At 40.4% G+C, this 12436-nt stretch carries 12 protein-coding genes; 5 read left to right on the forward strand and 7 right to left on the reverse strand.

Going from position 1 to position 12436, the window contains the following annotated elements; all coding sequences use genetic code 11:
• Window positions 1-5: 5 nt before the first annotated feature.
• The 5 genes from DP114_RS15175 to DP114_RS15190 form a co-directional block, all read right to left on the reverse strand.
• On the reverse strand, window positions 6-674 hold the full coding sequence (locus DP114_RS15175) for a hypothetical protein (protein ID WP_246163198.1): 669 nt from the start codon (window positions 672-674) through the stop codon (window positions 6-8).
• A 535-nt stretch (window positions 675-1209) separates the two neighbouring features.
• A complete protein-coding gene (locus DP114_RS34995; protein ID WP_246163326.1) occupies window positions 1210-1791 on the reverse strand; it encodes a substrate-binding domain-containing protein in 582 nt (193 codons plus the stop codon).
• Between the two features lie 6 nt (window positions 1792-1797).
• Window positions 1798-3294: a CHAT domain-containing protein gene (locus DP114_RS15180; protein WP_246163200.1), complete on the reverse strand. Its 1497-nt coding sequence runs from the start codon at window positions 3292-3294 to the stop codon at window positions 1798-1800.
• Window positions 3295-3317: 23 nt separating this feature from the next.
• Entirely contained in the window at window positions 3318-4214 is an 897-nt protein-coding gene (locus DP114_RS15185; protein WP_171976478.1) for a DUF1822 family protein, read from the reverse strand.
• On the reverse strand, window positions 4211-4897 hold the full coding sequence (locus tag DP114_RS15190; protein WP_169262865.1) for a hypothetical protein: 687 nt from the start codon (window positions 4895-4897) through the stop codon (window positions 4211-4213). The genes DP114_RS15185 and DP114_RS15190 overlap by 4 nt, the downstream gene beginning before the upstream one ends.
• Before the next feature lie 381 nt (window positions 4898-5278).
• Here DP114_RS15190 and DP114_RS15195 point away from each other — a divergent pair, with 381 nt between their 5' ends.
• The gene (locus DP114_RS15195) at window positions 5279-6040 is read left to right on the forward strand and encodes a DUF561 domain-containing protein (RefSeq protein WP_171976479.1); all 762 of its coding nucleotides are present in this window, start codon (window positions 5279-5281) and stop codon (window positions 6038-6040) included.
• An 82-nt stretch (window positions 6041-6122) separates the two neighbouring features.
• Here DP114_RS15195 and DP114_RS15200 read toward each other — a convergent pair whose 3' ends face one another.
• The gene (locus DP114_RS15200) at window positions 6123-7250 is read right to left on the reverse strand and encodes a DegT/DnrJ/EryC1/StrS family aminotransferase (RefSeq protein ID WP_171976480.1); all 1128 of its coding nucleotides are present in this window, start codon (window positions 7248-7250) and stop codon (window positions 6123-6125) included.
• Window positions 7251-7573: 323 nt separating this feature from the next.
• Here DP114_RS15200 and DP114_RS15205 point away from each other — a divergent pair, with 323 nt between their 5' ends.
• Both DP114_RS15205 and DP114_RS15210 read left to right on the forward strand, forming a co-directional pair.
• Window positions 7574-8350: an ABC transporter permease gene (locus DP114_RS15205; RefSeq protein ID WP_169262862.1), complete on the forward strand. Its 777-nt coding sequence runs from the start codon at window positions 7574-7576 to the stop codon at window positions 8348-8350.
• A gap of 226 nt (window positions 8351-8576) precedes the next feature.
• Window positions 8577-8834 (forward strand): hypothetical protein, encoded by a 258-nt coding sequence (locus tag DP114_RS15210; protein WP_171976481.1) that lies wholly within the window; start codon window positions 8577-8579, stop codon window positions 8832-8834.
• A gap of 97 nt (window positions 8835-8931) precedes the next feature.
• On the opposite strand, the gene DP114_RS15215 is transcribed toward DP114_RS15210, so the two are convergent.
• The gene (locus DP114_RS15215; RefSeq protein ID WP_171976482.1) at window positions 8932-9357 is read right to left on the reverse strand and encodes an ester cyclase; all 426 of its coding nucleotides are present in this window, start codon (window positions 9355-9357) and stop codon (window positions 8932-8934) included.
• A gap of 469 nt (window positions 9358-9826) precedes the next feature.
• Here DP114_RS15215 and DP114_RS15220 point away from each other — a divergent pair, with 469 nt between their 5' ends.
• Together DP114_RS15220 and DP114_RS15225 are read left to right on the forward strand one after the other, a co-directional pair.
• On the forward strand, window positions 9827-11059 hold the full coding sequence (locus DP114_RS15220) for a succinate--CoA ligase subunit beta (protein ID WP_169262859.1): 1233 nt from the start codon (window positions 9827-9829) through the stop codon (window positions 11057-11059).
• Window positions 11060-11263: 204 nt separating this feature from the next.
• Window positions 11264-12148 carry a succinate--CoA ligase subunit alpha gene (locus DP114_RS15225; protein WP_169262858.1) on the forward strand — a complete coding sequence of 295 codons (885 nt, stop codon included), beginning with the start codon at window positions 11264-11266 and terminating at the stop codon, window positions 12146-12148.
• Window positions 12149-12436 lie beyond the last annotated feature (288 nt).

Raw genomic sequence — 12436 nt, forward strand, 5'->3', positions numbered from 1 at the left:
AATAGCTATTGACCATTGATAATGGCGAGCGTTTTTTGCAAGGATAAACCGACACTAGCTGCTAGTTCTTCCAATGCTACTCGCTCGTTTGTACTCGTACTCAGCATTTGAGTGACGGCTGTGACATAGTCCGCATTTGCAAGATCATCAACGCTCCCAGGAGAGGTTGTTTGGGAATTGAGACGATTCGCACTCAGCTTTTGCATTCGGTAAGCGGCAATTTTCCAGGCTTGACGGGCTTGGAGATATGCAACATAGTTTTTTACGATCGCCACTCGTTTCTGGAGCTTGGCTTCATTCCAACGAGCCTGTATAACAGGTAGTTTTTTAATCGTGCTCACAAGCTTAATTGGATCGAATGTGACGGTGAGGGAAAAACTGTCCTCGCTGACAGATGAAACCTCAGGTAAGGTTAAATTTGTTGTGGTTTGAGACGGGGATAATTCTACGCTCACAATATCCGAAAAAGCACTTAGTCCCATTTCAGCTTTTGTCTCCTGTACTTGAGCGGAGTTGCGCTGGGCAATGAGAACTAACTGCTCAATAATGTTGAGATCCTTTTGTGTGATCTCAGTTTGAAGGGGTTCAGGTTCATTGCTGCCATTTAAGTCCTCTTTCGATGCAATTACAGGAAAAGGAATACCGACAAGTGTGATGGTAACGAGAATGATCAAACTCTGGATCCAAGATGTTGAGAGCCATTGTGCAATCACTCTGCGGGTTGATTTTATTTGATGCACCACCTATAATTAATAACTCGCCTCCCTTTTGACTATATCAATAGATGATAAAAGTTATTACTAAGGGCAAATATTTTTTTGGGCTGTAGCTTTAGAGTAAACTGCCAACATAAGGAATAGGTTCAGGACTACAGTAAATAAGCCGAATTTCACACGTAAGAGTAACAAGCTAGTCTTGAGGAAGGAATTATTAACAATCCGTGTGTATTTTCTTGTATTAAATAAAGTTAGTTCCTGTTTTCATATCCTAAACCTCGTAAGTCGATAAGAACTAAATCTGTGGCAAGCTTCACAGATTCAAGCTAAGCCCAATATTTTTGGTTTTGTGTATCTACTTTTTAGTCAAGCAATAAAAAATTATAAAACTCACTATAAATACAAAAAAAGCACGCTGATTTTTCGGTAAAATTGCGTACTCTTTTTTGTATTTCATGTATTTGTACGACAATATACATAACAGTATAGTCAATTACTGGGCTTCGTGTAATGCTTCTTTAATTAACTTTTGTCCTTCCTCTGTTTTCAATAGTTTAACGTAAGAATTTCCTATCTGTTCATCTTGTCTACTATCCTGCTTTGTAATTACAAATAGACGCCTAATAATAGGATATTTTTCTATTTCTTTATGATCGGTACCATTGATACGTAAAGACTTAACAAGACTCTTACTAATCTCGGACGAAGTAAGATAGTAAATGCCACCTAAATTTGATTCTCCAATTATTTTTTGAATACGGGAGGTAGTAGGCTGGAATTGAACATTTTTTCCAAAATTCTGACCTTGTAAAACGTTTTCTTTAAAGAATTCAGTAGTACCACTTGCTTCAAGTGGACGAGAGTAGGGTGTGATTGGGACATCTGATCCACCAACATCTTTCCAGTTAAGAAATGTACCAGTGTAAATTCCTTTAAGTTGTTCTACAGTTAGATTGGAAATGCCCAAATTACGATTAACTACAATTGCAATGATATCATCCGCCACAGGATTTTGTTGTAGCTTGTTTCCAAGAAGATCCTGCTGCTCATCTGGCTTGAGATGTCGTGAAGACAGAGCAAACTAAATCTCACCATTCTTCAGCATATTAATTCCTATTTGTGAACCTCGTTGCGAGGTAGGATGGGGACGGAGGCTTAACGTAATTTGCCGTAATTCCTGTTGAATCTTGGGGTGTACTTTTTTAATAATCTCTTCCCAACTTGTACTTCCATTAAATAACCACTTTCCTTGAGGAATACCACTAACATCTATGAAGTTTATTTGCGATGTCCTAACTACCATTTGTGCTTGTTTTTGGTTGGTTACCCACCAGATAACTACCCCACCACTGAGAAATAGAAGTAGTAAGCTAACAGCAATCCAATTCTGTTTTAATTTGGATGTTGTCTGAGGTTTTTTGGGTGATTTTTTTAAAACATCATTTGCTGAGCAACTTTTAATAAGATCTTGCCAGGTAAGCGGCTTTTTGACACTATGACTTACACAAATAACAGGCAACCAATGGACACCAGGATAACGAGATTTGAAAACATCTTCTAGACGTTTGCGAGATCTGTGTACAGCAGCAAAGAGAGATTTACCATGAGTAAATTCTTTAAAAAAGTATTTCAAAAACTTCACAGCCACTTGATCTGGTACGGGTTCCCGCATCACTATGCTTTGTGGCAAGTGTAAGTGGGCAAGTTGGTTAGCTAATCCCAAGCCATCGCAAGAATTAAAAATCGCTAACTGTAATCCTTTGTTAATCGCTTCTTTTAAGGCATTCTTAACATCCTCAATACTTAAATCTTCTTGCTCATTCACTTTTATCCAACCAATTTGTCCATCTTCTTTACTAATGCTGTGTCCAATATAGACAAATATGTGATATCCCTGTTGATCCCACAAAGCATCACACAAAACGTCATGCTTTGGTTGCTCTAAATACTTAACTTCTGCCCCAAGTTCTTCTAAACGCTGAATTTCTTTTAAGTCCTGATCAGTATTGATGTCATTGTTCCAACCTACAACCACTAGAATTCTGATTTTGGAACTGCTGAGGGGATGAATACTAGGTTTGCCGTCTTTGCTCTTGGGAAGCCTGAAGGCTATTTCCGCTTGCGGACAATGGTTTTCAATAAAGTTCCACTCTTGTAAAGGAAGGCGGCACAAGTTAATATCTTTTACATCAAGAAGTATGCCAACTTCGTCACTTGCACTATTCAATCGCGAGCAAATCGCGACTAACGCATCCCGGATTCGCAACCATTCATTATCTCCAGAGTTGAGCCATTGATTGAGGTAGGTTTTGACGTCTTCAGCGTATTTAGCGTATTCTTCGGGAGAACTATGTTTGATACCTATAGGTGTAATGCGTGTATATGATGAGCGCACATCTTCTTCTTCTCGATAGCCTAATTGCCATCGACAGAAAGCTGATGTTTCTTGTGTTGGATCTATTTCTTGTGGAAGCGGCAGTAGATGGCCTTCTATCTCATCATCGCGATTTGTTTCTTTCAGAGTAACTTGGAATCCTTTTTTTGAGCCTTCTCTAAGTTTTAGTTTGACGATCGCCATTGTTGTCTCCTACTGTTTGATATTCAAATAACAAACTTTTCAGTCAGGCTGGTCTTTTTTAATATCACATTGATACTAAACTTTTCTCCTAGTTGGCAACCAAATTCCAATTGTATGCAGTCATTAGTACTTCTGGTTTGTGCTTCCATGCAGGCAGTCCCAGCTTGGTCGAAAAGAATGATTTGTAAATCTTGAGGTAGATAACTAACATTATTACCTGGATAAAGACGCAGGCGAATATTAATTTCTTCTGTATTTTTAGGAGTTAGTTGTACTACCAGTACAAGAGGATGACCTGCTAAAGTCATCACCTTCGCTCGACTCGTAGAGTTGTTTATTTGAATGCTTTTAAAGTTCAGAGTTCTTTTCGAGTTACCAGCCAGGACTAATTCCGGGGCTTGCCAATTTTGCTTAAAGATTCCCTCAAGCCATTGGCGTAAGTTAACCATGTGAATAGTCTCAATGAGTGTTACCAGAGATTGTAATTGTTCCAGATCAGGTTCTTCGGGAGGCTCATCAGAAGTCATAGTTGGTGCAAATCCTAACAACTGTACTGAATTTAAGGAGTCATGAAACTCAACAGCTACATAACCTAGCCCATCTTGTGTCACCTCTAGAGGAATTTTTAAAGTCCTCTCACCAGGTAGTACCGGACGACATTCCAATTTGCCTACATTTGGTAAAACCAAATCAGCTACATTCAAAAGTGCTCTTAAGCCTGGATGCCAACTGTCGCTACCAGTGAGGTCTGTTTCTATCCCCAAGCATTTCAAATAACTATGAACAGCGTAAACAGCTAGAGTGTTGAGATAAACTTGTTTGCCTTTTTCGGGTGTAGCTTGTTCAGCAGCAAATTCTTCAGCATAGCAATGGGCATTTTTGTCAAGAGGAACGCTAATATATTGGGATGTACTGCTCATTGTTCGTATCCGCTATTTCTGGCAATGTTTTGTAGTAGTGGAAGGCACTTTCTCTTCCAGTGTGCGTAAAGGCCTTGGTTATTGATGTTGAACTCCCTAGCAATGTCAGCAATTCTATCGGGAGGTTCCTGTAAAACTAAGCGCTGAGCCAATAGCTGACAATGGCATTCTGGATATTTTCGCGGATGACAAGCTCTGAGCTTTCTCTGTTTATCTTCGACCATTTGTTGTCTTACTTTTTGACCAATACGTTGGAGCTTTTTTTCCTGAAGTTGGGCAATCTTGCGCTCCAGCAAGTCTAAGTCCTTACTTTCAGAGTCAGGCAATAACTCACTCAAAGTGACTTGCGGCCCATCATTGTTACTCCAAGGTTGGTCTAAGCTGATGACATAATGATTGTCTGGAGATAATATATCTTTAATTCGGAATCTGAGGTAGCCATTAATCCAGCTAATCAAGCTCTCTTGTAGTGAAGGCGAACGTGGCTCAAACGTACAGATATTACGGCAAACCCATTCCCAAGTTTTATTTAAAGCCAGAAGATAGTCTTGATGGTTAGACCTCAGAATACCAGGTAATTTTTGAACGGCTATGAGCAACTGATGTAAAGCTTTCTGCCGCTCTGGAGTTTGCTCTGGGTACTGACAAACCTCATTTATGAGGCTTTGCAGTTCTTCATCCACACCAGTTCTCCTTAGTTGTTGTGTCGGCTCTTTGCATAAGTGAAAGGAACAAACACTGGAATAGCCTAAGTTTATCTGATTTTCGATGGATGAAACTTGTTTTTTGTAGCATAAACTACAATTCATCTGCCTCACCTTTCCCCCAAATTATGTGGTGCTGGCTCATGGAACATCGTCATTACTTTCGTATAAAGATGTCGTTTAATAATGAAACAGCCCTAATCAAAATTTTTATACTTTGGGAGATGATAAGGAATTATTTTTTCTTTATATTTTGGCTGTTTTTTAACATAATCGTGTCATGAAAGGTAGTGTTAACCCTATTAGGTAACGAGGAGACGATAGAATAAACCTAATTTTCCAAGCTTCAAAAGACGAAATATGACAATGCATCCTACTATCCAACGTGCATTTGCCAACCGCCGCGCTCTCAAAGTTATCAGCGGCTTGAATAACTTCGATCGCGATACAGTGCAAGCAATCGTCAAAGCAGCCCATCACGGTGGTGCTACTTTTGTTGATATCGCAGCTGATCCTGCTTTGGTACAAATGGCAAAAGAGTTGACAAATGTACCAGTTTGTGTTTCAACCGTAGAACCAGAGAAATTTGTCCAAGCTGTTGCAGCAGGTGCAGATTTAATTGAAATTGGTAATTTTGATTCTTTTTATGCTCAAGGACGCAAATTTGAGGCTGAGGAAGTTTTAGCACTGACTCACCAAACCCGCGTTCTCCTTCCTGAAATCACCCTTTCTGTGACTGTTCCCCATATTTTGACACTAGATCAACAGGTACAGTTGGCAGAGGATCTGGTAAAAGCTGGCGCAGATATCATCCAAACCGAAGGTGGAACTAGTAGCAACCCAACTCACCCTGGAACTTTGGGACTCGTTGAAAAAGCTGCTCCTACTTTAGCAGCAGCTTATGAAATTTCTCGTGCGGTGTCAGTTCCAGTGTTGTGTGCTTCTGGTATTTCCAGCGTTACAGCACCTCTTGCTGTTGCTGCTGGTGCAGCGGGTGTTGGTGTCGGTTCTGCTATCAACCAACTCAATAGCGAAGTCGCCATGATTGCTGCTGTACGTGGTTTGGTGGAAGCGTTGGGAACTGTCAGTTTTGGTGCGATTGCGCTCCGCGCAGACGCCTAAAACAGAACAAGGCGACACTGTGAGGGGGAAACACGGAGAAAAATCTTCCCCTTTTCCCCTCGTTTCCTTGTCCTTTATCCCTCTACGCCAAACAATCCTTGAGGCTATAAATCACGTGATTTTGCTGTTCTTCTGATAATTCTGGGAACATAGGCAAGGATAAAACTTCCTGGCTAGCTTGCTGTGCTACTGGTAATTGTCCGTCTTTGTATCCCAGATTTTCATAAACTGGCTGTAAGTCTAAAGGGCGGGGATAGTAAATCATTGTGTTTACACCCCGCTGTTGTAATAAACTCTGAATCGAGTCCCTTTTGTTGTCTTGTACGCGAATGGTGTACTGATTCCAAACTCCCATACCTCCAGCCAATTCTTGGGGTACAATCAGACCAGGAATTTGATTCAGGTACTGGTGATAACGAACGGCAACTTGCCGCCGCTGATTATTCCAAAAATCTAAATATCGCAGCTTAATTTGAAGAATAGCGGCTTGCATCGCATCCAAACGGCTGTTGACACCAATTTCCTCACAAAGGTATCGATTTTTTTGACCGTGCTCTTTTAAGAATCGTAACCGGGCTGCGATTTCGGGATCGTTAGTTGTTATTGCTCCACCGTCACCGCATGCACCGAGATTTTTGGTAGGGTAAAAACTAAAGCAACCGATGTGTCCAATACTTCCTACCTTTTGCCCGACCCAGTTTGCCCCTGTAGACTGAGCACAATCTTCTATCACGACTAAATTGTGTGCTTTTGCTACATTCATCAATGCAGCCATATCCACAGGTTGACCAAACAAGTGAACTGGGATAACTGCTTTGGTTTGGCGCGTTATTGCAGCTGCGACTTGGTTTACATCTAGATTAAACGTAGTCTCATCGATATCAACAAACACTGGTTTCGCACCCACAGCACTGATAACCTCAGCAGTGGCGATAAAAGTAAATGGTGTCGTAATCACTTCATCGCCTGCACCAATGTTTAAAGCTTTAAGTGCTAAAAAAAGAGCATCAGTACCTGAGTTGCATGTTACACATTCAGTGACGCCAATATATGCAGCGAACTGTTGCTCAAAGCCTGCTACTATAGGACCGCCAATATAACGACCAGAAGCAAGAACCTCTAAGACAGCTGCGCTGACTTCTGCTTCTATAATGGTGTATTGTTGCTTAATATCAAAAGCTGGTACGGAATGATTTAGACTTTGAACCATGAGATTTTATCTTAAATTCAAGATAGATACTGACGTTAGATTTGGTGCCCCTGATCGTTTTGAATCAAAAAGCTCGTGAAAGTCTTCTTCCTCAAATTCACAAAATTCCAAGAGTTTTCACGGAGGTTTTTTTCAAAAAGGTTACTATCTTCTAGGGTGCAAGGAATTGTATATCCACCAAGAACCAATACCGAATATGAAAGTTCCCGGTGAGTACTTTTAGAGGAACAGGGAATAAAGGACAGAGCACGCATAGTGCAAGCTATTACCTGTTACCTGTAATCTATAGCTTATAACGTATATGTACAAGAGGTAGAAAACCAATGCAGGAGCTGATCAAGCTAGATTTCGTCGATTTGGCTTTTGCTGTTGGATTAATGGGCGCAGCCATAGCTTTATCCGCGTGGGAACGAATAGGATTAGAGTTCAATTTAGCCCTCGCAACAGGCAGAACTTTCCTACAATTAGCCGTATTGGGATATGTTTTGGAGTTCATCTTTGCTTTAGATAATCCTTGGGCAGTTTTGGCGATATTAGCAGTTATGCTGACAATTTCAGCAATTGTCGCACGAAATCGTATTACTCAAAAAATACCGCAGATGTTGCCCTTGGTGTGGGGATCAATTTTGATCAGTACAACCATAACACTGGTTTATACTAATATACTGATTCTTCAACCAGACCGATGGTTTGAGCCACAGTATGTGATTTCTCTAGGAGGAATAGTATTAGGTAATGCCATGAACGCCGCTGCGCTGGCTGGAGAACGTCTTGTTAGTATTATGAATGCAACTCACTTAGAAATAGAAACTCATTTAAGCTTGGGTGCAACTCCACAACAGGCGATCGCACAATACCGTAAAGATGCTGTTCGCGCTGGATTGATTCCTACTCTTAATCAGATGATGATTATTGCTATGGTGACGCTACCAGGAATTATCACTGGTCAGTTGCTCAGTGGCATTAATGCTCGCGAAGCTGCATCTTACCAAATTTTGATTATGTTTATGGTTGCTTTTGCCAATTTGCTGACAATATTGTTAGTCACACGGGGAATATGTCGTCAATATTTTACTTCCACCGCCCAGCTGGTGAGATAAAGGCGTAGGCTGTTTGATATCAATGCACCGTAACTTATACCAAATTGTATTCTCACTTGGATGTTTGGGCAGTACTTTCGAGCTTAGTTGACTTACTTGTGTGTACCTAGCGATATATATTCTAATCAGTCATAAGAAAGAGACCTTTATTTATTTTTTCTCGCTAGGATAAATTTAATCTTGTATTCACACACCTTGGGTCATCTACATATAATCGCTAAAAGCTATGCAACCTCAGATTGTTGAAAAAGAGATTGATTCTCAACCCGATGCCAAAAATCACCAGCATATCGCTAAAACTGCCGTAGCATTAACGGTGGTACTAGCATTAGTATTGCAAGTAATAACGCAAGAAATTAGTTTGGGAATCACGCAATGGCTAGCCGAGGAACTTGCGGTATCCTCTTTACTCGTGCAACAGTACTCAATAGCTACTTTGCGCAAGATTTTGTTTTTCGGAATAGATTTATTTCTGGCTATTTAGTTGATCTCATGCATACTATTCAAAATAACAAAAAACCCCGTTTAGCACGTCCTAGATGGGGTCTATTTTTGTCTTCACCTATATGAGATAACCAAAGCTACAGCTTTGGAATTAAACCGAGTTGCTGAAGAACACCCAAAGCATCTTCTTGCCCTCGCTCTTCGGTGATTTTGCCTTCGACAATGCGGTAAATTATAATTCCTGTCCACGATACTGACTTTTTTGTTGGAGGGAGGTTTAGAAACTTTATATCTCCCTTATGAGTGCCTTGAGCAGTCCAGCTAATCGCAACTTTGTCCCCTTCAGCAATTGCATCTGTAATTGTAAACTGTAGATTGGGGAAACCTGTGTGAATGTCAGCGACCCATGATTTAAAACCCTCACAATCAAGTCTTCCAGGAAGTATAGGGTAGTAAACCTTGAAGTCATGGCTAGCAAGTTCCTCTACTACTGCCAAATTTCCCTTTCCCCATGTTTGTTCACAGAATTGTCGGGCGATTTCTTTGTTTTGTTGTGCTGACATGACTAGTTATGTGACTATTGTTAGTTTCCTTTCGGGATTTAACTAATTTTATAGCTAACATAACCGATTTTTCTGCTTGCACAGACTTTACCTTGTACATTTGTATCAAATTATTAACAAATATATTTGTTATCATACGTACTATAGCAATCCTAAATCATTGATCAACAACAAGATTACTGACTTATGAGAAATGCCAACAATTTAAATGTTTCTATTGTTACAGAAGATATTGAAAAAATATAGCAAAATTACAGAGGTAAGTAATGATATTATATTTTAGTAAAAAACTAATTTATGATAAAAATCAATAAATGTATCTTATCGATTTAAGAAACTAAATAAAATTGATAAAAAAACAGAAAGATTTCTAGTCAAAAAAAGCTTTATCCTGCAATAAGGGGGCAGCGTGAATGTTTTCGTGATTCACTCTAGCCACCCTTATAATGTGGCAAAAAGGTGTGTGTCAATGGATTTATTAGAATACCAAGTCAAAGAATGGTTTGCGAACATAGGCATTCCTGTATTGCCTTCGCAACGAATTGACCATCCCACGGATTTAAAACGTTTAAAAATTCGCTACCCAATTGTTCTGAAATCTCAAGTCAATGCGGTGGAACGAGCAAAAGTAGGTGGAGTCAGGTTTGTAGGAACGACAATTGATGCGATCGCCGCAGCACGAAGTATCTTTAATTTGCCAATTTTAGGACAATTGCCAGAAGTGTTACTGGCAGAAACTAAGTACGAAACTGATCAAGAATTTTATCTTGCTGTGGTATTGGATACAGCTGTCTGCCGTCCTATACTTTTAGGTTGTACTGAAGCAGAGGACATAGATTGGGAATCCGCAGACGAAAAAATGCACTACGTGGTTGTTGAACAAGAGTTTTCCCCATTTTATGCTCGACAACTGGCGTTGAAAATGGGCTTGCAAGGTGCATTGATACAGTCAGTGAGCACTGTTGTTGAGAAGATGTACCACTTATTTGTAGAAAAAGACTTGGACTTGGTGGAAATCAATCCTTTAGGTGTAAGTGCCTCTGGTCAAGTTATGGCGCTTAATGGTAACGTCAGCGTTAACGAACGAGCAATTGGTCGCCATCCAAATATCGCTGATATGGCACAAGCCATGGAAAATAATGATACCAGTAGCGATACAATCAGGAATTTGGGCAACTGGGATGTAGTAGAAATGAACGGTAAAATTGCCATTTTGGGCAATGGTGCTGGATTGGTAATGGCAACTTTAGACTTGGTGATTAATAGTGGTGGGAAACCTGGGGTATGTTTGAACCTCCGCCATGCGTCTGTTACTGATGCTTCACCAACTACCTTTAAGAGTCGCTTGGAAAAAGCTTTAAAAAATATAGCTACTGATAAAAGTATTCAGGTAATACTCATTAATTTCCTAGGTAGCATTTCTCAAGGTAGCGAAGTTTCTCAAGTCATTGGTGAGTTCGTAGAAAATAGTATGAATGAAACTCAATTATTTATGGCTAAGTCAAATGGCGGTAAACGTCGAGAGAACAGTTTTCCCCGCTTAGTCGTGCGTCTTGCTGGTTCTGAATTCGATACAGCAAGAGCTGATATAGCAGCACTGAAAACTCCAACTGACACGTCAATAACGGTAGTGGAAAATTTAGATAAGGGCGTAGCAGAAGCAATCCGTTTGGCTAAATCAACAGCATATAGAAGGTTTTAATTAATTCACCTATAAGACTACTATTTGATTTTTGCGAAGCTTGGTACAGTTATCAGTTATCAGTTACCAAGTTAAGGGGAGTCAACAAATCGCTGACTCTGTTCACTGTTCACTGTTCACTGTTCACTGTTCACTGTTCACTGTTCACTGTTCCCTGTTCCCTGTTCCCTGTGCCTACACAAATAATTTCACAAATTCTATAGTATGAATTTAACACCATATAGCAAAGTGTTAATCCAAGGCTTTTCTGAGTACATTACAGCAAATCATGTTGCTCAAATGAAAGCCAATGGTACAAATTTGGTCGCTGGGGTTAATCCTGGATGGGGTGGACAACAGATCTACAGTCTGCCAGTCTTCGACCTTGTAGAGGAAGTCGTGGATAAATTTGGAGTTATTGATACTACAATTATCTGCGTACATCCTTACCAAGTTCTAGATGCAGCACTAGAAGCGATCGCATCTAATATCCGCCAAATCATTATCATCTCTCCTGGTGTACCACCGTTGGATATGGTACAACTACTTCGTAAAGCCGAAGCAAAAGAAACCCTGATAGTAGGACCAAATAGTCCTGGGATCATCATACCAGGAAAAATCCTTTTAGGAACTCAACCTAGTGAATTTTATACTGAAGGAAAAGTAGGAATACTAAGTCGAAGCACGACTCTCACCTACGAAATAGCTAGGGAATTAACTGATGCTGGCTTGGGACAGTCGATGAGTGTCAGCATTGGAAGTGATGCGATCGTTGGTTCGTCTTTTCTGCAATGGTTGCAAATATTGGATGAAGATGAAGCCACAAAGGCAATAGTTTTAGTTGGACAACCCGGTGGCGATCGCGAAGAAGCCGCAGCACGATATATTGCCGAAGCAATTGATAAACCAGTTGTTGCTTATGTTGCAGGTAGAGAAGCACCACCTGCAAAACATTGGCGTCAAACTGGAACTTTGGCGGCTGTCATCGGACGCGATCCCGATTTTGGCACAGCAAAAAATAAGTTAGCTGCCTTTTCCTTTGCCAGAGTTCCAGTTGCAGAACGTCCTTCTGAGATACCAGAATTGGTAAAGAAGGCGATGAGGGTGTAGGGGTGTAGGAGTGTAGGGGAGCCACTGCCCTATGGCTTACGCCATAGGGCGAACCCGAAGGGCGTATGTAAGGGGAAAGAAAATTGTTTTTTTGTACACCCTACAAGATTAGGCGATCGCGTAAGCGCTGCAGGCAAAGGCGATAAGCCGGAGGGTTGACGCTACAGGTGTCGCTACTTATGGATATACGTAAAATTTACATTTTCCTGTTGGAATTTAAGTAATTTTTGTATACATTTTTTTATAAAGCTGTTAAAATCAAGCTACAAACAAATTAAGACTATAATC

It is taken from the genome of Brasilonema sennae CENA114 (genome assembly GCF_006968745.1).
In the GTDB taxonomy this organism is placed as follows: Bacteria; Cyanobacteriota; Cyanobacteriia; order Cyanobacteriales; family Nostocaceae; genus Brasilonema; species Brasilonema sennae.